Origin of the sequence: Motilimonas pumila, from assembly GCF_003596335.1 — a bacterium.
Taxonomy (GTDB): domain Bacteria; phylum Pseudomonadota; class Gammaproteobacteria; order Enterobacterales; family CBDFNC01; genus Motilimonas; species Motilimonas pumila.
Window position 1 is genome coordinate 57,906 of sequence record NZ_QZCH01000002.1, and the last position, 20,975, is coordinate 78,880.

Annotated in this window: 19 protein-coding genes; 8 read left to right on the forward strand and 11 right to left on the reverse strand. The window is 47.0% G+C overall.

Annotated features, from left to right (window positions below; genetic code table 11):
* Nucleotides 1–7 precede the first annotated feature (7 nt).
* The 5 genes from tatC to D1Z90_RS02955 all read left to right on the forward strand — a co-directional run bounded on the left by tatC (nt 8) and on the right by D1Z90_RS02955 (nt 4,140).
* Nucleotides 8–781, forward strand: coding sequence for a twin-arginine translocase subunit TatC (gene tatC, locus D1Z90_RS02935; protein ID WP_119909252.1), 774 nt, complete (start codon nt 8–10; stop codon nt 779–781).
* 51 nt (nt 782–832) lie between these two features.
* Nucleotides 833–1,621, forward strand: coding sequence for a TatD family hydrolase (locus tag D1Z90_RS02940; protein WP_119909253.1), 789 nt, complete (start codon nt 833–835; stop codon nt 1,619–1,621).
* A gap of 110 nt (nt 1,622–1,731) precedes the next feature.
* Nucleotides 1,732–2,139 (forward strand): hypothetical protein, encoded by a 408-nt coding sequence (locus D1Z90_RS02945; protein ID WP_119909254.1) that lies wholly within the window; start codon nt 1,732–1,734, stop codon nt 2,137–2,139.
* Nucleotides 2,140–2,343: 204 nt separating this feature from the next.
* Nucleotides 2,344–2,595, forward strand: a complete 252-nt coding sequence (locus D1Z90_RS02950; RefSeq protein ID WP_147378725.1) for a hypothetical protein — start codon at nt 2,344–2,346, stop codon at nt 2,593–2,595.
* 150 nt (nt 2,596–2,745) lie between these two features.
* Nucleotides 2,746–4,140, forward strand: coding sequence for a DUF4397 domain-containing protein (locus D1Z90_RS02955; protein ID WP_119909256.1), 1,395 nt, complete (start codon nt 2,746–2,748; stop codon nt 4,138–4,140).
* Between the two features lie 60 nt (nt 4,141–4,200).
* Here the strand turns inward: D1Z90_RS02955 and D1Z90_RS02960 are convergent, their stop codons facing one another.
* The 4 genes from D1Z90_RS02960 to D1Z90_RS02975 all read right to left on the reverse strand — a co-directional run bounded on the left by D1Z90_RS02960 (nt 4,201) and on the right by D1Z90_RS02975 (nt 8,819).
* Entirely contained in the window at nt 4,201–4,764 is a 564-nt protein-coding gene (locus D1Z90_RS02960) for a glutathione S-transferase family protein (RefSeq protein WP_158587038.1), read from the reverse strand.
* Nucleotides 4,765–4,915: 151 nt separating this feature from the next.
* On the reverse strand, nt 4,916–6,241 hold the full coding sequence (locus D1Z90_RS02965; protein ID WP_119909258.1) for a GGDEF domain-containing protein: 1,326 nt from the start codon (nt 6,239–6,241) through the stop codon (nt 4,916–4,918).
* A 253-nt stretch (nt 6,242–6,494) separates the two neighbouring features.
* Nucleotides 6,495–7,103 (reverse strand): RT0821/Lpp0805 family surface protein, encoded by a 609-nt coding sequence (locus tag D1Z90_RS02970; protein WP_119909259.1) that lies wholly within the window; start codon nt 7,101–7,103, stop codon nt 6,495–6,497.
* A 102-nt stretch (nt 7,104–7,205) separates the two neighbouring features.
* Nucleotides 7,206–8,819: a cytochrome-c peroxidase gene (locus D1Z90_RS02975; RefSeq protein ID WP_119909260.1), complete on the reverse strand. Its 1,614-nt coding sequence runs from the start codon at nt 8,817–8,819 to the stop codon at nt 7,206–7,208.
* A 175-nt stretch (nt 8,820–8,994) separates the two neighbouring features.
* Between D1Z90_RS02975 and D1Z90_RS02980 the strand changes: the two genes are divergently transcribed.
* The 3 genes from D1Z90_RS02980 to D1Z90_RS02990 all read left to right on the forward strand — a co-directional run bounded on the left by D1Z90_RS02980 (nt 8,995) and on the right by D1Z90_RS02990 (nt 12,018).
* Entirely contained in the window at nt 8,995–10,572 is a 1,578-nt protein-coding gene (locus tag D1Z90_RS02980; protein WP_119909261.1) for an ATP-binding protein, read from the forward strand.
* Between the two features lie 16 nt (nt 10,573–10,588).
* On the forward strand, nt 10,589–11,263 hold the full coding sequence (locus D1Z90_RS02985) for a response regulator (RefSeq protein ID WP_119909262.1): 675 nt from the start codon (nt 10,589–10,591) through the stop codon (nt 11,261–11,263).
* Nucleotides 11,264–11,481: 218 nt separating this feature from the next.
* Nucleotides 11,482–12,018 carry an outer membrane beta-barrel protein gene (locus D1Z90_RS02990; protein ID WP_119909263.1) on the forward strand — a complete coding sequence of 179 codons (537 nt, stop codon included), beginning with the start codon at nt 11,482–11,484 and terminating at the stop codon, nt 12,016–12,018.
* A 50-nt stretch (nt 12,019–12,068) separates the two neighbouring features.
* Here D1Z90_RS02990 and D1Z90_RS02995 read toward each other — a convergent pair whose 3' ends face one another.
* The 7 genes from D1Z90_RS02995 to D1Z90_RS03025 form a co-directional block, all read right to left on the reverse strand.
* Complete coding sequence (locus D1Z90_RS02995; RefSeq protein WP_158587039.1) at nt 12,069–12,995, reverse strand: LysR family transcriptional regulator; 927 nt, start codon at nt 12,993–12,995, stop codon at nt 12,069–12,071.
* A gap of 99 nt (nt 12,996–13,094) precedes the next feature.
* Complete coding sequence (torD, locus tag D1Z90_RS03000; RefSeq protein WP_119909265.1) at nt 13,095–13,739, reverse strand: molecular chaperone TorD; 645 nt, start codon at nt 13,737–13,739, stop codon at nt 13,095–13,097.
* Nucleotides 13,740–13,742: 3 nt separating this feature from the next.
* Nucleotides 13,743–16,208 carry a trimethylamine-N-oxide reductase TorA gene (gene torA, locus D1Z90_RS03005; RefSeq protein WP_119909266.1) on the reverse strand — a complete coding sequence of 822 codons (2,466 nt, stop codon included), beginning with the start codon at nt 16,206–16,208 and terminating at the stop codon, nt 13,743–13,745.
* A gap of 17 nt (nt 16,209–16,225) precedes the next feature.
* A complete protein-coding gene (gene torC / locus D1Z90_RS03010) occupies nt 16,226–17,404 on the reverse strand; it encodes a pentaheme c-type cytochrome TorC (protein WP_119909267.1) in 1,179 nt (392 codons plus the stop codon).
* Nucleotides 17,405–17,468: 64 nt separating this feature from the next.
* Nucleotides 17,469–17,639, reverse strand: coding sequence for a trimethylamine N-oxide reductase system protein TorE (gene torE / locus D1Z90_RS03015; RefSeq protein ID WP_119909268.1), 171 nt, complete (start codon nt 17,637–17,639; stop codon nt 17,469–17,471).
* Nucleotides 17,640–17,844: 205 nt separating this feature from the next.
* On the reverse strand, nt 17,845–19,323 hold the full coding sequence (locus tag D1Z90_RS03020) for an alpha/beta hydrolase (protein WP_158587040.1): 1,479 nt from the start codon (nt 19,321–19,323) through the stop codon (nt 17,845–17,847).
* 15 nt (nt 19,324–19,338) lie between these two features.
* A complete protein-coding gene (locus D1Z90_RS03025; protein WP_119909270.1) occupies nt 19,339–20,961 on the reverse strand; it encodes a L,D-transpeptidase family protein in 1,623 nt (540 codons plus the stop codon).
* Nucleotides 20,962–20,975: the final 14 nt, after the last annotated feature.

Below are 20,975 nucleotides of genomic sequence, written 5' to 3' on the forward strand. Positions count from 1 at the left end.
CTGTGCCATGACAACGCCTCAACCTGAGCTTTCACAAGCGCCGCTCATTAGCCACTTAGTCGAACTGAGAAACCGTTTGCTAAGGGCTGTTGTAGTTATCTTATTGGTGTTTTTTTGTTTGGTATATTTCGCAAACGACATTTACCACTTTATCGCAGAACCCTTGACAGCGCACTTGCCTGAAGGGGCGAGTATGATAGCGACGGATGTGGCTACGCCGTTTTTTACCCCCATCAAATTAACCATAGTGCTGAGTATCTTTGCAGCCATGCCATTTTTGTTGTATCAGGCTTGGGGCTTTATTGCACCTGGGTTATATCAGCATGAAAAGCGCTTGATCGCGCCTTTGGTATTTGTCAGTGCGTTGTTGTTTTACGCGGGTATTTCGTTTGCCTACTTTGTCGTTTTTCCGCTGGCCTTCCAATTTTTTACCAGCGTCGCACCTGAAGGCGTGACGATTGCCACTGACATCAGCAGTTATTTAGATTTTGTGTTAAAGATCTTTTTTGCCTTTGGCTTGGCGTTTGAAATTCCGATTGCTACTTTATTGCTTTGTTGGACGGGTGCTACAACCCCTGAAAGTCTAAAAGCCAAACGTCCCTATATTGTCGTCGCTGCATTTGTTATCGGCATGCTGTTGACGCCTCCAGACATCATTTCACAAACGCTGTTGGCCATTCCCATGCTCATTTTATTTGAGTTAGGCCTGTTATTTTCTCGCTTTTACGTGCGAAAGCCTGAGCAAGAAGCTAAGGCAGAAGAAGGCGAAGAAGCGGAATAAACCAAGACGCTTAATGCTTGTTAACTGCCATAGAAGTAAAAGGATCTGGCCATGTTTGATATTGGCGTAAACTTAACCAGCTCGCGGTTTGATAAAGACCGCGATGTCGTCATTACAGACGCCAAACAAGCGGGCCTAACAGGCATGCTTGTAACCGGTACAAATCTAGAAGAAAGCCAACAAGCGGCGCAACTGGCCGCGCAGCATCCGGCATTTTTATACGCCACTGCGGGAGTACACCCTCATGATGCCAAGACCGTCACCACAGAGACTTGGCCGGCATTAGCGAAGCTGTATGACCTACCTCAAGTAAAAGCGATTGGTGAGTGTGGCCTTGATTTTAATCGCGACTTTTCGCCTCGACCCACACAACAACAAGTTTTTGAGCAGCAATTAGCCATTGCCTGCGATAAACAAATGCCGCTGTTTATGCATGAGCGAGATGCCCACGAACGGTTTATTGATATGATAAAAGCTCATCAGGGAGATTTACCGCCTGCTGTGCTGCACTGTTTTACAGGTACGATGGCAGAACTCGAGGCGTGTCTTGATTTGGGCTTGTACATTGGCATTACGGGTTGGATTTGTGATGAACGCCGAGGTACACACCTGATCGATGCGGTGCGCATTATTCCTGATAATCGTTTACTGTTAGAAACTGATAGTCCCTATTTATTGCCTCGCAGTATGCGGCCAAAGCCTAAATCTAGCCGTAATATGCCACAATACCTGCCCTATATTGCCGAAACGATTGCTCATGCGCGCTCACAAACCTTGGCGGATCTCGTGACACAAACCCAGAAAAATACCGTACGCTGCTTTGGTTTATCAGCCTCTTGATCATGAATTTGTGCCTATGCTTGTAACACTAAGGTTACCGTAGGGCAGCTGTCATCTGCTTGTTACTTCGTTCGGATAACCTAGAACGCGCTAGCAAAGGAGAAGTAATAATGACGCAACGTATCATCATATTGGTTTTAGCTTTGGGCTTATTTGCTTGTTCGAAAGCCCCCAGTGACAGCACCATGGAACAACTTATTGCGACCCAAATACTGCAAGGTGATGCGGGTCAATACATTAAAATTGATAACTTTAATGTGTCTGGTGGCATTCAGGAAAGTGACAATACCTTTATCGCCGAATTAAGTTATGACTTAGTATTTACTAAAAGCTTGCAAGAGATTAAAGCATTAAAGCAAGCGCAAGCGGGCGAAGACATGATGGACTCAGTGAGCAACAGCTTTGGCGTGATGGCATTGCAAATGCAACACGGTGATTTTCCTGCCGGTTACCGCCTTAGTCAGCAGCAAAATGGCGTATTTGTCAAAACCGACAGTGGCTGGGTTTTAACCAAGTAGATAAGAGGGGCTATATGCATGATTGCTTGGTACTCGCCGCCAGCAATTGATATTTGTGCCGGCGACCGCTGGCATAATAGAGCCATTATTGACTGTAGGTGATATACCAATACGGATTCTGATGTTATTTTCGTGCTGAATGCATATTGTTTGCAAAATGTGACGTTACTCTCATTTATCGAGCAGTTAGAGAGAAGTTGTCATATGTCCTTAATGATTCATGCCCCTAAGTCGTATTTAGCGGTGAACTTTATTTTATTATTTATCAGTGTGTTATCTGTTTTTGTTGTGATTTTTGAGCCGACAGTATTGATTGATACCCAGGCAGCGCTTTCTCATACTCCTGTGTCACTTGATAGCCATTATCAAGCTGACGCCAGCGGTAGTCTATTGTTATTGACCTGTATTATTTTAGTGATCCACCGCCAAAAACTGAATATGACGAATTTTTTTTGATCTATCATAAACCCCTTTAAAAACAAGGGTTGTAGAGTATTTCAGCAATAAAAATGGGGGATACGAGTTTTTTTTGTGCAAACCTTTCTGATCTAAATTTTTTTTCGCGGCGTAATTTTGATTGTTACTTGAATACGAGGAATTACTACCATGAAAAAGACCAATAAAATTTTATTAGCAGCAGCCATCACCACAGCCCTAACAGCATGTGGCAGCGACAGCAACGACGACAACAACGAAGTAGTCGAAAACTCTTACCTTCGCGTTTACCATGCATCTCCAGATGCACCAGCCGTTAACGTATGGTTAGACGGCAACGAAGCACTGAAAGGTGTCGATTATCAGCAAAGCTCAGGCATGATAACTGTTCCAGCAGGCATGCACACGGTACAAGTTGAAGCTATTTTACCTGATGGCACTACTACTACAGTAATTCCAGCAACGGACCTCGATTTAGCCGCCAACACAGAATACAACGTAGTGGCAGCAGGTAAAGTAAGTGCAGATGGATCTGACAATACAGGCTTCGGTCCGCAAATTGTAACTCGCGATGCACTAATGCCTGAAGGTGCTCGCGTTCAAGTAATGCATGCTGCGCCAGACGCGCCAACAGTAGACGTGTTCATCACCGCACCTGGTGAAGACCTAAGCATGGCGACCCCATTTGTAGATGACGCTGCATACTTAGCTGCCACCGACGCAGTTGAAGTACCAGCAGGTTCATACCAAATTCGTATTACCGACAAAGATGACCCAACGATGGTGTACTTTGATTCAGGCACCGTAGAAGTACCTGCAGGTGCTGATTGGTTTGCTGCGGCAACCAATAATACCATGGCAGGAGGTTCACCCGTTGCCTTATTAGTTGACACCGGTGAGGGTCCATTGGTTGTGCAAGATGCCAACAGCGGTGCAGACATACGTGTTGTCCATACTATCTCTGACGCGCCTGGCGTAGACGTATGGATTAACGGCGATGCGCCAGCAATGGATAGCCCACTATACAACCTGATGTACAAAGATAAGACCGACTACTTATCTGTTCCTGCCGCAAGCTATGACTTTGCTGTTGGGGTAAATGGCACAGACCCAGTCGTTGTGGTTGACGCCCTTGGCCTAGAAGGTGCCGAGCTAATGGCTAATTACAGCTACACCGCGATGGCAATTGGTAATCTTGGCGACGGTATGGATAACGATGAGTTGTTTGTTGTTAGCGATGATACCCGTCGTGTGGCAACTGAAGCCAAACTACGAGCCATTCACGCCTCTACACTAGCAGGTGAAGTTGATATCTATGTGAGTGCAGATGCTACGCCAAGTGAAGACGATGTTATCCTTGAAAATGTACCTTACAAAGGCGACAGCACATTACTATCGGTAATGCCTGGTGAAGTTTACATCATGGTAACACCAGCAGATGACATGAACACGATTGCTATCGGTCCTGCGATGTTAAATCTTGAAGGCGGTTCAATCACTACGCTAGTAGCCGTTGATGACCCAGACGCAGCAACAGGCGTTAACGTAATCAGCCTAGACGACTGATACTACAAACTTCCCGACTGAAGTTTTGGCCCAAAGCATCGCTTTGGGCTTTTTTGTTGGTTACTCATGGGGGGCGGTAGCGACAAAGTGCTTTTGCTCATTGGCTTGGCCGAGTACAGCATGCAGCTGAGGGTATGCTTCAAGACTAAAACTTTGTCTGAATAAACCCCAATCTAGGGCACATGCTAAACGGATATGGCCATCATTTTGAAAGGACCAAGTTCTCGGGTCGATAAGTTGGTCTAGGTAGGCAAGGCTTTGCGTTACTCGCGCTTGCTGCTTCGCGGCAAAGGCGCTATTGGCTGCGGTTAAACCATCTGCTCGCGCTAGCATTACTGCACTTATCCCTGCATCCAGCAAAGTACTGGCTAAAGCAAAGCACTCATGATCTTGGATCTCAGCGCAAAATGGCAGCGATGATTGTTGCCTTAGGTATCTCAAAATGACGCTTGAATCTGTCAGCAGTGTCTGATCATCTTTGAAGTAGGGTAACTTCATGGTTGGTGAGTCTAACTGTGCCTGTTCCAGCGTGGTAGCAATAAACGTGACCGGCAAATCTTGTTGACGGATCGCAATGCGACAATGGCGAACAAACGGAGAGGTATAGCTGCCAAATAACTGCATTTCAACACCTTTATCACTTGATAATGGGCATGAGTATGGCTTAAGTTGGCACCTTCTGCTTAATTTTTGGCTCCCTTCTTTGCCGTGTCCTAGAGGCTTTTTCATAACCTTCTAGGGGATTTCTATATGTACACATTATCTATGATAATTGTTAAGGTTTGATAGCAACGCAAACTTGATTTCGGCCGTTCGATTTTGCTTGATACAAGGCATTATCTGCACGTTCAAAGAATGAATCGGTAGTTTCTCCTATTTCCATTTGTGCAACACCCAAGCTAGCAGTAACCTTTATTTTTTTGATAAACGATTGTTTAGCTATCAGATTACGTAGTTTTTCAGCAAGGTATTGGGCTTCGGTGATGTCTGTGTTGATTGATAATAGAATAAACTCTTCACCTCCCCAGCGCGCGAGTTTATCTTGTTCGCGAATGTTACGTTCAATACAAAGGCTAAAAGCGACTAAGATGTCGTCACCTACGTTGTGCCCATACTGGTCGTTTATTGTTTTGAAAAAGTCGATATCAATAAAGATTAGGCTGAAAGCTGCTCCTTTTTTCTGAGCTTTGTCTTCATACTCAATGAGATACTTACTTATACCTGCTCGATTATGTAATCCGGTTAACGGATCTCTATGAGCAAGCTGCTCCATTTCACTTTTTTCAAGCTTTAGTGTTTTTAGTATTTGTTTTTGCTTTTTTTGTACCTTGTTAGAAGCGTATAAACGGAGGCGATAATTTTTTAACATCATAAATAAAGTGATGAAGGCTGCCGACAACCACAAAGCAATGATGAAAAATAAAATATTTTGTTGAGAAATGAGGTTGTAACGGAAATACATTTGCTTGATGGAAAGTGTGATTTCTCCTTCTTCCACTTCGCTGCCGGAAGCAAAAGAAATCAAAGGCACATTGGTGAGTTCAACACCATGCTGTTTAATCGGTAATTTACGTGGATGCAACCACCAAGAAGGAACATTGAAATCTTTAATTGGTAATAGCATGCCACCGTTAAACTCATTCGCAGAAAACTCGACTTCATTTAACTTAAAGGAGTTTTCATCTTTCTCCAGATTGCTATATAGCGGGTTAAAATTTCGAATGTAGAGGCGCACTCTATCCGCTTGCTCACCTTGAAAAGCTAAATCCATATAGAGTTGAGTGTAATTTGATAAGTCGATCCCCTGATCTAATAAGAAACGACCATTGGCATCTCGTGCAGAAAACTTTATTTGTATTTCACAAAATGGCCATTGATATTGCGCTTTTATTTGACAAGTTAAATGTAACCCTTGTTTATCGATACGCATTTCAGCTCGAGTTTTTCCTCCTTGGGAGGCGTCAGTTACTATCTCTATCAGTGCGGGATCATTTAAGTTAACAACATGTTTTTTATACACACCCTGGTGAAAGGCGAGGAGTGCGATAAATGTCAGGCTAATAAGCGATAGTAAAATAATAATGACACTTTTGGGCTGCATGGGTAATTAGCGCTTCCTAGCTTAGCAATGAAATAATGATGGTGAAATAAATTAAGGTGGTTATTTAGCACACTCTTTGGAAGATAAAAAGACAAAAGTTGTCGAAATTTAGAGCAGTTCGCATACTGGCTAACTAATGGCATTTTGAGGACCAAGGCACAAAAATCAGTCATCTTCACTGTGGAGTTCGATCGTGTTAGGCAGAGATGTGTAAAGGCCTACTTGGCAGGCCTTGAAGGGGAGATTAACCGCTTTAGCTGACGATTTTCCATGCGCCGTCAGGCTGTAAGCATGCGGTACCATATGCTTTTTCTGTTTTGCCACCTACCGTAATAGACTGCTGAAATTCGCGGCAAGTTAGGCCAGTCGTATTATGAGTGCCTTCTTTGGTGGCTACGACATAACCTGAGCTGCTGCCATCTTGCCAGGTAATCTTTTGGCCTGTGTTGGCTGTGGTTGCCGCCACTTGTGCCGCTTCATGGCGACGCTGCGCGGACTCATTGAGATTGTCCAGTAGCTTTAAAGTAATCGCGGTGAAAGCCAGCCACTTAAAAGCGTCATTGTCACTGTGGTAATGACCGTAGCCATGATAAGCATGACCGTACGGGCGATATATCACCACGGTGTGGAAATGGCGATGGCGGGGTACCACGACATATCCCGGCTTATGATGCGGGGGGCGCACATGGGGTGGCCTAACATGAGGCGGACGATGTGCTGGTAAGTGTACCGGCTGATGAACTCTATGATGCTGAGTGTGGTGTTTATGTCCCTGTTTACGCTTATAAATATCGCTGGCATTCGCCGTGAAAGAAATACTGGCAGCACAGGTAAGTACGAATAATTGTTTTAATAAAGCCATAAGCTACTCACATTAATTGCATGTGCCCATAGCATAACGTGCCTTGGCTGAACCTAAACTGAACAAAAAAACAGCAAGGTATTGCGCCTTGCTGCAACTCTGCTAAAGCGGGGCGCCACTGCTATCGGTGCCGATTAACACTTGGTCATCTGGATTGTCGCTGTTAGCGTTGGCAATCCAAGGTTGCAGGCAATTAGGTTGTGTTAAGCAGTCATCAGTAAGGCTTTCTAAAAAGGCCACCAAGCTGGCAACTTGATCATTATTCAAGTTTATATTGGGTAACAAAGAGGTGCTTTCGTTCTGCTCTTGACCCAGTTTAGCTAATGCCGCACGAGAGTGAAGTTGGCTATTGGGGTAGATACTTGCGCATTGTGAAAGGTCTTCAAACTGTGGTAACTGACAACTTTGTTGTTGCTGGAAAAAATCATTTACTCGACCTCTAGGGTTCGCGTAGTGGCGCACAACTTGTTGCAACGTAAGATAGCTGCCAGCGTGACCATAAGGGGCTGTTAAAGCGACATTGTGCAAACTTGGAGTGCGAAACCGATAGCGGTCAGCGCGATCGCCAGTGGTGCGTTCACGGCCAAAATCATCGTCTGCGGTGACGCCATCGCCTGCGCCTGGGCCAAATTGCGGAAATGCCACTGTGTGGTGCCTTTGGTCGGTCAGGTTATTGCCGCTGTGACAGCCACTGCAACCAGCACCGCCTTGTTGTGGTGTACTGTAAAATAATAATGCGCCTTGTTTTTGTTGCTCATTGATAGCGTTAAGGTTTCCGGCTATGTAACGTTGCCAAGGCGAGTCGACAAAGATCATTGAACGCTCAAAGTGTGCCAAGGCGAGGGCGATATTATCGAAGGTGATCAACTCAGCTGCGTCGGCGCTGGATTCAAAGCCTTGTTGAAAGGCGCTTAACCATAAGTTTAAGGTGAGATCACCGGCTGCGGGCGCTTGCTGGCTCAGGCGGGCGGCCAAATATTGGCGGTTGGAGGGATTGTCATCGCCTAGCCCTGGATGTTGGCCACGCATTTCTGCTGTAGCGGTTACCGGGAACCGCGCTTGCGCTGCCAGTAGGCTATTACCGGCTTGCGGGTCAAGCGTTTGCCAACCTGAATCCGGCGTTGATATACCGCCATTGGCTAAGCGCGCAATGCGCGAGTCCCAGAATAAGCCTTGATCGAGCAAGGCGCTATTAAAAACCGTTGGGCTATTACGGCCAATTTCGGGCAGTGCAGTAGCATTCTCACGGCCTGTGCCTAGCACTTCAGGAGCAACGGCAGCTACGCCTACGGTTAAACTCAGAGCGTCTGCTCCGCCAAGTTGCGGGTGATGACAGCTGGCGCAGGCGGTGTCCAAATCGCCGCTTAGACTTTTACTGTAAAATAACTTCTTACCGAGTTGCGCCAGAGGCTCGTTAATGTCCACCACGCTGATATGGGCGGCAGGGCTTTGATTGATGCCCTGGGCCTCTAGTCGTAGCCGCAGTGTTTGGTCGAGTTCGCTGCCGGAAAACGCAATATTCTGTGCTGTATTGACGTTGTCAGTGTCAGTGCCGTTAATCGGGTCCGTTTCAACATTGGCCGGTATGATGACATCGCTGGCAGGGTCATTGTTGGCCACCACACTGTTTTCATCTGCAGTACTGCCGCCTCCACCACAACCTATTACACTGAAGCTAAGTGCAAGACTGCTGACCCAAATGAGATATCTGTTCATCTTACTTCCTTTCATGCCTAAAGCTTGTGGATGAAGTAAATAAATCTAAGTCTAAAGTATGCAAATCTTGCGCATGAAATAAGGAAGTCTTGTGCAAAGGGTCGCTAAAAACTGGAGAGTTTGACAGAAAAACGTCACAATTTAGGCGCGGTTGTAGTTGAGGAAATGCAGGTTTATGCCGATTACCAGTAAAATCATTGTTGCCATTCTTGTTGCGCTGACCCTGCTGTTTAGCGCCATGTATGGCTTGCTACAATGGAGCCTAGATCGCGGTATGTTGGAGTACGTAAATCAGCGACGCGCTGCCAAGCTATCGTTATTGGTTGATAACCTCTCTGCGTATTATGCTCATGAGGGCAGTTGGCAGGCGTTTTATCCAAAGTCACGCAATTGGCGCAATATGATAGACATGTCGTCAGCGGGTACAGCTTATGACGAGCAAGCGTGGGCATTAATCTCTCAGCAAAGTGAGCCGCCTTCCAGACGAGTGAAAAGACGCCCACCTCCCCAACGCAATGCTGCCGATGACATGGATTGGTTTGACGACGAGCTGTTTGAGCCGCCACCTCGGCGCCATGAGCGTCGGCCACCGCCTCAGTCTTCGAGTGCAGACGAATTTAACTCGGCGTCATTCGAACCGCCGCCGCGCCGGCCTAACTCTAGGCATAAGGGGCGCGGTATTAAAGGCATGAAGTTAACGTTATTGGATGCCAATAAGCAGCCTGTGCTGGGGCGCTATCACGATGACTTTCAGCTTATGCCCATTGAGTTGTCTGGAGAAACGGTAGGTTGGCTTGCCGCCCCACCGGCCAAAAAAATCACCGAAGGCATTGATGTCGCATTTGTGAAGCAACAAAACCAAGTGTTCCTGAGTATCAGTTTGGTGATGCTAGGCATTGTTTTACTGGTGGCAATTCCGTTGTCATGGCATTTAGTTCGGCCCTTAAAGCGCTTGGCAGCGGCAACCAATGAGCTTAAGCGGGGAAACTACCACGTTGAATTAGATACTAAAGGTCGTGATGAATTAGCGCGTTTGGCAAGAGACTTTCAAGACATGGCTACGTCGCTGGAGCAAAATGATAGTTCTCGCAAGCAGTGGCTGTCTGACGTCTCGCATGAATTGCGCACGCCTTTGTCTATCGTCAAAGGCGAGATAGAGGCCATGATGGACGGCATAAGACCGTTTAACCGTGATAACTTGCAATCGTTAGAAGAAGAAATTCAGCATTTGCAAAAGTTGATCAATGACTTGCATGAATTTAGCAGTGCTGCGGTAGGCGGGTTGCGCTATTACAAAGAAGAGCTTAACTGGCAAGCCTTAATCGCGAGTAATATGCAGCGCCACCAAGTCGCGTTAAGTGCGCAAAGTTGCCAATTGCAGTTGTCATTAAATGCGCCGCAGGCTGAAGTGTGGGGAGACGCGACGCGACTAAATCAAGTATTGGATAACATCATCAGCAACAGCCTCAAATATACCGATAGCCAAGGTACCTTGGCGCTCCAACTTATTTTACAAGGGCAAAACGTTGAGCTGACCATAGAAGACTCACCGCCTGGCGTGCCGGATCTAGCTTTACCGCATTTATTTGATCATTTATATCGAGTAGAAAGCTCACGTAACCGGCAAACTGGTGGGTCAGGTTTAGGTTTAGCGTTATGCCAAAAAATTATTGCGGGGCATAATGGTCAGGTGACCGCTTATCATTCCTCATTAGGCGGCTTAGGTATCAAGATTACGTTACCGCAGATTTAATCCACAAGGAGTCGATATGGCCAAGGTGTTAATCGTTGAAGATGAAATAAAGCTTGCCGCTCTTCAACATGACTATTTAGTTCAGTCTGGCTTTGATACGCAGCAGATCCATCATGGCGATGACGTCTTGCCTTGGTTACAACAGCATCAAGCTGATCTCGTGTTACTTGATTTAATGTTACCCGGTAAAGATGGCCTAACTCTGTGCCGTGAGATCCGTCAGTTTTCTAACGTGCCCATCATCATGGTTACCGCGCGAGTAGAGGAGATTGACCGATTACTGGGACTAGAGCTCGGCGCCGACGACTATATTTGTAAACCGTTTTCGCCGCGGGAAGTGGTCGCTAGAGTGAAAACCGTCTTGCGGCGAACGCCAAACAAAGAGAGTGAACCTGGCTCACAAGGCTTGGTGCTTGATCAAGCGAAGCACCGTGTCATGCTGCAAGGGCAGGAGATTGAGCTGACGGCAATCGAGTTTAATTTATTAACTTTACTCGCCAAAGCACCTGGACAAATCTACTCTCGCCAGCAATTGATTGACAATATTTACCAAGACCACCGGATAGTCAGTGAGCGGACCATCGACAGCCACATTAAAAAATTACGCCGAAAGTTTAACGCTGTTTCGCCTGAGCAAGAGTATGTGCAATCGGTTTATGGCGTGGGTTATAAGTTAGAGCTGCCGAGTTAGTTACTTCACATCCGCTTATGTTGACGAAAAGCACGGCTACTGCCCCGTTCGCGACATGGCTTCGTTGTACATGATTTTTTAAGTTATTGTTTTTGTTGTCGGTTGCAGTTTTTGCAACCGCTCGTTGCTGTGCGCGCTATTTTCAATCTCGATAAAATCACTATGCTGGGGGCGCCTGAATAAAGGCCAGTATTAATAATAAAAAGAGAGATGAAAGAATGAAAAAATTGCCCCTTATGCTAGGTTTGCTCGCATTCACTACCAGTGGCGCGACCTTTGCTGATGACATTGACTGGTTTGTTGGCGGTACGTTAGGCTACCAAAAAAACGGCACTGATAATGCCGGTGGCTATGACGATGATGACGGCGTATATGGTGTACAAGGCGGTGCTTACTTGGGTGAAAATCACAATCACCGAGTCAGTTTGGGTTACAGCTTCAATGAAAGCGATACGCCGATTGGCCATGTAAAGCTCGAGAGTATTATTGCCAGCTACGACTACATGGTGCCGTTTACCAGTAATGGTAAATGGTCATGGTTTGTCGGCCCTAGTATTGCGAGCTCAAAAGTGGACGATAATACAGGGTCAGACTCTGCCTTTTCATGGGGTGGCCAAACGGGTGTTAACTGGCAAATTACCGAACACATTAATACCGACCTTGGGTACCGTTATATGAGTCATGACTTTGATTCTGATGACAGCGTCATTGATGACAGTCAACAAGTCTATATGACGTTAAATTTCCGCTTCTAACCTTGCCACTTCTTGCATTTTGCTGCACGGATGCAGCTTGACCCTTCCCGCTATTCAAATTTCTGAGTTAAATGTTGCGCCACAGATTGTAAATTCTTATGGCTAAGCTGTTGCCAAGCATAATCAATAAAGCTGCGTAGTAAGGGCGGCATAAAAGCTTGCTTTTGAAACATGAGCCAGCTGTGACAGCGGTAAATACATGCGTTATCTAATAAGGGTATTAAGCGTTGCTGGGCGACTAAGTCTGCGGTCAGGTGGGTTGGCAGCAATGTCATGCCGACACCTGCTAGGCAAGCCCCTAAACTGGCTTCAATATCATTGACCGTTAACACTGATTGAAATGGAAACGGTTCTAACTCAGCCAATAACGGCTCACTAAAGCGGCCGCCATGGGGCAATTTTGTATCGATATACGGCAGGTGGCCGAGCGAAACTACTTGGCGATAATCTTCCTTGGCACGCAATAACCTTGGCGCAGCATAGAGCTTAATTTCGCTACTGTTTAGGGGTTTTGCGATCAAGTTACTGTCACGAAGACGCTCGCCAAAGGTAAAAATAACGTCGATATGTTGCTGCACAATATTGGGCGCTTGATTGGCGTAGATGATTTCAAACTGAGTGTTTGGGTATTGCGCCATAAAACGGTAAATCACGTTGGCAATGAGGTAAGCGTGAGCATTCGATACGATCATCACCCTGAGCTTACCAGTTATTGCCTGTGAGCCTGGTTGTAACATTGCCAAGGTTTGGTCGACGTTTTGAGTAATCTTCAAGGCTTGTGGGTAGAACACTTTCCCTGCTTCAGTCAGTTGTAAACCTTGTTCGCTGCGGTGGAATAGCTGACAGCCGAGTTCGGTTTCAAGGGCGCTGATACGGCGACTAATCTGCGATTTAGCCAAATTTAACGAGCTAGCCGCGAGGGACAAGGTTCCGCTCTCAACGACTTGTAGGAAAAGTTTGAGGTCTTGTGTTTTCAAGTGGTTCGCTCCGCAATATTGAGCATCCATGCGGTGATAGCGGCAATAATAAAAGCAAGAGTGGCCAGTGACAAGTACTTACCACTCTTGTTAGAAGCGTTAAACGCTTGCGACTGGCGCCTTAATGTCGGCTAAATCGGCTTTTATAAATTGAGCCAACAGGTCGCACGCTCCTTGGTAAAAGCCCGAATTGGTCACTTTATGGCTTGCGGTCGCAAACTCGGGTACCCAACTGAGTAACTGCTGCTCGATAAAATCAATTTGCTCCGGGCTAACTTGCTCAGCGTCACGCATGATCACATTGCCGATGTAGTCGAGCTGAATGGCGATGTGGTCGGCAGGCTCATTAAAGTCTTTGGTCACGGCTAAACCTTGTTGCTGGAGTAGGTTCACCATGTCTTGATGGGGCTGCTGCATCATCAAGCCTGATTCAGACCGGTAAACCGAAGCGTAAGGTGGCGCGCCAGCTTTTTTGTCGGTGAGAAAAATCTGGCTAAAGTCAGCGGCCAATTCCAGCTCTGGGTATTGCAAGACGGTGAGTTTGCTCAGGGCGCTTAGCATCGCCAGTGCGCCAGTTTGCAACTCATCGTCAGCCGCCAGTTGTTGAATAAAGTCACGCCCTTCACCGCTGCTATAACGTTTGAATTCGTCTTTATCTAATTCTTTGGTGAACAAGGTGGCCAACCACCAATATAAACTGGCACGGGTTTCGTGCCAGTTGTCAGCTTGTTGCATTTCACTCATGAATTACGCCATCTCCTTAGGTCCGCCAAATGAAGTAACCGCCGGGGCTTCACCGGTGAATTTTTCATAGTTGACGATACAAGTATTGGCGCTGGTGGCTTGCGCCAGTTGCGAAGAACCTTTGTCTAAAGTTAACGTGTTAGGATCGCCATAAGTATCAATCGCGCCAATGGTGTTGTCGGTAGGGCCATACCATGCCCCTTCTTCAATCCTGGCAACGCCCGGTGGGAAGTTCTCGGAAATGACCGCGCCGGCCAATAATTGACCCCGGTCATTGTATACCCTTACTAAGTCACCATCGTTGATCCCTCTTGCTTTGGCATCACCGGCGTTGATATAAATAGGCTCGCGTCCTTGTACTGCGTAGGTGGCGCGAAACTCTTCTGAGTCACACATCTGCGAGTGCAAGCGTTTGTTGGGGTGACACGATTGCAGCCAGATGGGGTGTTTGTCTGAGCCAGGGCCGCCGTGAGAGCGTTCGGCTTTTTCAAACCACATGGGGTGACCCTGACAGTCTTCGTAGCCGTAGCGATCTATTTTACGTGAGAAGATCTCGATAAATCCTGAAGGGGTTCCGAGCGCATTGATCTCAGGATCTTTCCTAAAATCGGCTTGGCGAGTCCAGTTGGGACCTGTACCAAAGTCGACCCAGCCGTCTTGCCAAAACTTGGCAAAATCCGGCATTTCAAACTTGCCTTTGTTCGCTGCGACACAGCCATCGTAAAGTTCTTTCACCCAAGCCATTTCGCCTTTACCTTGGGTATATTCTTTTTCTTTGCCAAAGCGGCGAGCCAGCATGGTAAAGATTTCAAAGTCTGTTTTTGATTGATACAAAGGATCTACTAGCTTCTGCATGGCAATAATGCCGCGGCCGCTGTAAGAGCCATACAAGTCGATATCGTTACGCTCCCATTGAGTACATGCGGGTAACACTATGTCGGAAAAGCGACAGGTCGCCGTCCAGGTAAAGTCTACCGCAACCACGGTTTCCAACTTATGGAAGGCTTGCTTCATCCGGTTTCTGTCTTGATGATGATGCCAAGGGTTACAGCCCGAGAACACCATCATTTTGATATCGGGCAGGGTGATTTTAGCGCCGTTGGCGTTAATTACTTTACCCGGCTCAATGATGGCATCCACCCAGCGAGCGACAGGAATGGTGCTGCTGTAGCCTTTGAAGTCGTTGTTTTTGTGGATCCTGTCGTCCGGCTTGTCAGGATTTCGAGGAAAAGCTCCTGGCCCCGCGGCTCCGGTCGAAGGCACCCCGATACTGCTGTAGTGGTGAGCGTAACTGATACCACCGCCAGGTAAGCCTATTTGGCCCAGCATTGCGGCAACCACTGCGCCCATCCAATAAGGTTGCTCTCCATGTTGCTGACGCTGTATGGCCCAGCCAAACAGCATTTGGGTGCGGTGTTTTGCCATTAAGCGTGCAAAGTCTCGAATTTCATCGGCTTTCACGCCACAAATAGCTTCGGCCCATTCTGGTGTTTTTTCTACCTTGTCTTTGCCTTCACCGGTGACATAAGGAATGAAGTCTTCAAACCCAAGCGCATAAGTGTCGAGGAATTTTTTATCGTACAGCTTTTCTTTATAAAGGGTGTGAGCGATGGCGAGCATAAAAGGCACATCGGTTTGTGGGTTGATGTATTTGTGCTCACAATCGAGGTAGTTCTGGGTTTTGGTTTTGACGGGATCAACACTGATCACCCGGATCTCTTTATTGGCAACCTTGGCTTTTAACTGCTCCAAAAAGGCAAACGATTCGTGCGTTTCACAGTTCCAACCTACTTGCAGGTTTTTGACCGGATCATTGGCCCATAAAATAATTGTTTTACTGTTTTCTAGGATCAATGGCCATGAGGTGCCTTGCGCGTATACCTCGGTGGTGCCAAGAACGTAAGGCATAATGGTTTGACCGGCGCCGGTGGAATAGTCTCCGACTTTTTTCACCGAGTAGCCGTGCATTGAGATGGCACGTTCCATATGGTTACCACAAGAGTGTACTTGGCCGGTTTGTCGCCAGCCGGTTTGGCCGGCGTGCAATGCCCAAGGGCCATATTGGGTTTGAACTCGTTCTAATTCTTGATAGAACAAGTCGATGGCTTCATCCCAAGTAACTCGAATAAAGCGATTGTCACCGCGTAAGGTGGTATCACTTTTATGGCGTTTTAAGTACCAATCGTAACGCACCATAGGGTAACGAATTCGCGATGGGCTATAAATGATTCCCTTAATGCCATTGAGCATCTCGGTGGGGTATTTGTCGGCCTCAAATGGTTTGATTTCTTGTACTTTGCCGGCGTACACCCGAGCACGGAATGCGCCCCAGTGAGAGCCTGACACTTTCCATTGGCCGGCGGAGTCTGCAGTGGCTGCTTTAGCCACGTTCAGTAAACCGGGTCCAACCAAGGTCGCCGCACTGGTCGCTACAATGCCCTTTAAAAAACTTCGGCGTGAAATACTCATGCTACGTGCTCCCTTAATTAGTGTGCGTCAGAAAAGTCAGACGAATGTTTTTGTAAATACTTCAAGACCAAGGCTTGAGTGTCACCGTCTAGGTTAACGAACGACAACATGCCGTTAAACATACCGGGCCAAGTGTTGGTATCAAAGTGAGCTTCAGCAGGTTGGGTATGACACACACTACAGCTGCTGTCGTAGGTAGACTTAGCAAAGGTCCACAAAGTATCGCGAGAGTCGGTTAACGAGCCGTTGCGCATCCACAGGGTAACGTTGACTTTTTGCCAAGGTAGACCGGTGAGATCATCGGTTTTGCTTTCGCCTTGGGTCATAAATTGGTCGCTTTGCGCCACTTCTTTGGTGAGGTAACCGTCATTAATATTCATCGCAAAGTCTTCAAATAGCACGCGGCCAAAGCCCTTGGTTTTACGCCAAGCGTCAATTTCAACTTGGATTGCGTTGCCTTCTATCGCTAACACTTTCACCTTGGTTGCTGCGTTTAGCTGGCCTGCTTCAGTGCTTAAACCTTGGTCTTCAAACAGTGGTAACTGACGCACGCTGTAATAAGCTTGGCCGGTTTGGTAACCAGAGGTTGCCATTTCTTCTAGTTTGCCTAGCATGCCTTCGCCTGAATTCATGTTTTCAGGCAGGTGATGGGCAATGCCTTTGTGACAGTCAATACAGCTTTGGTCTCGCTCTGCAGCCATCTTCATTTGTACTTGGGCGCGCTCAGACATGATGCTGAAATCCATGCTGTCGTAGTTGTGACAGTTTTTACACTCCAGTGAATTATTGGCAGTGAGGCGGTCCCATTCGTGTTGCGCAAGCTCACCGCGCTTAGCTAAGAACTTTTCACGCGTGTCGATGGTGCCAAAAATGGCGCCCCAGACTTCTTTAGAGGCCTGCATTTTGCGAGCCATTTTATCGGTCCAGTTGTGTGGCACGTGGCAATCTGGGCAAGTGGCCCTGACTCCCGAGCGGTTTTGCCAGTGCACGGTTTCTTGTAGCTCAACGTACACGTTGTCAGACATTTCGTGACACCCAATACAAAACTCTTCGGTATTGGTTACTTCAAGGGCGGTATTAAACCCCCCCCAGAAAATGATGCCGGCGATAAAGCCGCCCATGGTGAGTAGGCCGAAACTTAAGTGCACGCTGGGGGTGCTAAAGGTTCGCCAGAATTTTTTAATTAGCTGTTTCATTGCGGTGATTCCAGTTTGGAAAAAACATATTTAATGGCCAGAACATTATTATTTTTGTGTGTTATTAGCCGTGTCCCGGTGGGCCCATTAGCAACTGCATCATCCAGACGATGAAGCCGTAACCACCAAAAAGCATCACGCTTAAGATGGGAAATAAAAATACGATGATAAATATAAAGGTTTTCCACTCGCCTAAACGCGAAGTGTTATCTGTGGGGGATTCATTGCTCGACATAGCGCTACCTAGGTTGAATGATTATTTTACATACTTTTTACATTAGACGTTTTAGCTAGGATCTGCTAGCTGATTAACCTATTGCAACATAATAATTTGTCGAAATAATGAATTTTTTTATCTTCTATATGAATGTGTTAGCCAGCTAGCATTACTGAATGAGGGATTTCTGTGTGATAGGTTTATTGGTCAAATTATTAACATATTAAATGGCGGGTTGTAAACGATTGACGAGGTAGTTGACTAACCAAGGTTGAGCGGGGTTCCATTTTTGGCGCAACATGCTGGCGCTGCCGATATGGATCAGTCCTATTTCACCGCTTAGAGCCATTGAACCAATGTGGATAGATTGTTGTTCAACAGATGGTAAGGCGCCATACAAAGGATCGTTATACGCAAAGCTGAGCGCCACATGAGACAAGGAATATACCGTACTTGGCCAGCTATATGGTAGCAATAGTGGTGTTTGTGCTGAAGTATCTGGATAGCTTTTAAGGGCCATTTCGCGGCTATCGGAGTGAATGTTAGTGATGAGATGAATGGCTAAATGCGGGGCATTGCCAACTCGGTTCAAATAGCGCTCAAAAGACTTTAATGGCTCACGTTTGAGCAATACTTGTTGTTTGCCGTAACGATTGATATCAAATAATACCAGCTCATGCTGGCCGGTGTTAGGCGCGGGCAAATAATCGTAAAATTGGCTCAACACCGCGCTGGGTAGGATGGTGCTGTCTGCCACCGATTGGAAACTCAAGGTGGCGGGAAAGTCTGCTAGTAACTCGGGCTGCTGCTGTTTAATGTTTGCAAGCAGGGCTTGGTTTGCCAAGCTGAGTTGATAGATTTGGTTGCCAGCATTAATTGCAAATGACCCATATTTGTAGGGATTATACTCAATCGAAATGCTGTTCCAGGCGAGCTTTTCGAGTCCTAGCCAACTGCCCAATCGCTCTTGCCACTGCGCCGCCATGGCCACTTTTGAGGTGGCGATAGCAGGGGAAATCATGGCTAAACCTGTCACATCTGTGGTGCCCGTTTGTTTTAGCTGCTGCAAAATATAATGAATGATGAGGCTGCCACCGGTGGAATAACCGACCACATACAAAGGTTTATCCCCCAGCTTAGCTTTGGCGTGGCGCATAGCAAGCTCAGTCGCTGCGTACATATCTTGCCAACTGGTCTGAGTAAGTGCGCTGGGCATGGTGCCATGGCCCGGCAAGCGAAGGCCAAGCTGGTAAGCATTGTGCTGGTAAAATGCAAGATGAACGTCACGAAGGCTGTAAGGTGAGTCAGACAAGCCATGCAGTAACACTATGCCAAAGTCTGGATTATCTGGAGTAACCTCAAAGCTGCGATTCCAGTCTTGCGGCCATCTTTTTGGGGAAGCTAGGCTGCGGTCGTCGTAGCGATTTATCTTGTTCGCGGGGTCGCGTTGACTGGCTTGGGCAGTACGAGCATCTAAGGCGGCAAATAGCGCCCGCTCCAGTGCAAAATACTGCGCTAAAGTGGTTATTTCGCTGTTTTGATCAAACTCTTGCGGCAATACCTCGGTGTGCCAAAAGCTCAGGTCTGGGCGGCTATCCAAAATATAAACGGCAAGAGCAATGGCGGCGAAAAAAGTAAATAAAGCGCCATAACCTAAGGCTTTCAGCGACTCTTTGAGTATTTTCCAGCGCCATCTCACCACGGTGATTTCCCTCGTTTATGATTCCAGTAGTTGTTTCAAAATCGCTGCATCACGGTGGTAAGGGTCTTGGTGGAAATAAATCTGCCCTTGTTTGACCGTCGTGGTCCAATACATGATAAACACATCGATAGGGCGTTTAAAGCTGACCCGAGTACGGTTACCAGAATCAACGACCTGATGAATTTTTTGTTCCGACCAATTGCTGGGATCTGCCAGCAATTGATTGGCAAACTCCAGCGGATCTTCTACCCGAATACAGCCGTGGCTAAATGTTCGTTGCGCTTTATTAAATAAGCTTTTTTGTGGGGTATCGTGTAAGAAAATCGAGTGCGGATTGGGGAAGATGAATTTAACTTGCCCTAACGCGTTACCTGGCCCGGGTTGTTGTACCCAGTAGTAAGGAAAGTTGCGTCCAGTGTAGCGACTCCAATCAATGCTTGCCATGTCGACCGGCGTGCCATTTGATTCAACGACCTTATAGTTGCGTTGCTGCAGATAATGAGGGTCTTTTTCAACGTGGTGCCACATTTCACGCACTATGCTGCGAGGGACCGTCCAGGTAGGGTTGAACTCAAGATATTGCAGCTGCGATTTAAACATGGGGGTTTTACGATAAGGTAAGCCCACAACCACATTGGTTTGCCACTGCTTTTCACCGTCTTTGAAATAGTAGAGTTGAAACCCCGCCGCGTTCACCACAATAAACTCTTGGCTCAGGTTAGAAGAGACCCAACGAGCACGCTCTAAATTAAGTTGAATTTGCTCGGCGCGTGCAGCAAAGCTGGTATTGAGCACTTTAAGCGTGCCAGGACCAATGACACCGTCGGTTTCTAGGTCATGATGGCTTTGGTAAAGCTTCACCAGTGCCACCATGGCTGGCGTGTATTGGCTTGGTTCATCTGCTGGAGGTACGTCATAACCCAGTAAGGTTAGGCGCTCTCGAATAGCGAGTAAGGCGTCGTCAAATTCCGCTGGTTTGAGCACGCGTTGTGTCAGTGAAATAGGTTCAAACGGGTGTTGTTTGGCTAAGTCACGAAATTTCGCTAACTGCTGTTTGAGGTCATCGTAAAGCGCCAACTGTGGTTTTAGGCCTTCAAGCTTTTCGACGACCTTTTGCTCGGTGATAGCATCTGCAAAGTCGGCGGCGCCAGTATCAAAGTTAGCTTTAACAGCGTCATAGTTCCACGTTTCGCTGAGAGTGCTGGGGTCCACCTTGCCATTGGCTAAATGTGAGGCATAGCGAATGGTGGCGTCTGTCATTAAGATATCAAACTTGCTAGTGAGGTAAATATCTTGCCACTGGCTTTGTTGGCCTTGTTGAAACAATTCCAGCAAGGTTTGATAATGGTAGTCTTGTGGTCGCAAGCCTTCTGCTTCAGCTTGCCCTAGGGCGACAATGACTTGTTCCACGTAGGCTTTATCAGGCCAGAGCAGTGTCATGTCGTTACCTTGGTACAGGTAAGAAACCAGCTTACTTTCATGAATCGGGTCTTGGCCGATGCGAAAGGTTTCACCCAGAGTAATGGGCTCCAACACGTCACTTATGACGTTACTGTGATCCTCGGCCCATGCCGTTGTAAAACACAGTTGCCAAGCTAATAAGCAGGCACTAGCAATTGGAAAGACCTTTAACTTCATTCAGTTATCCTCGT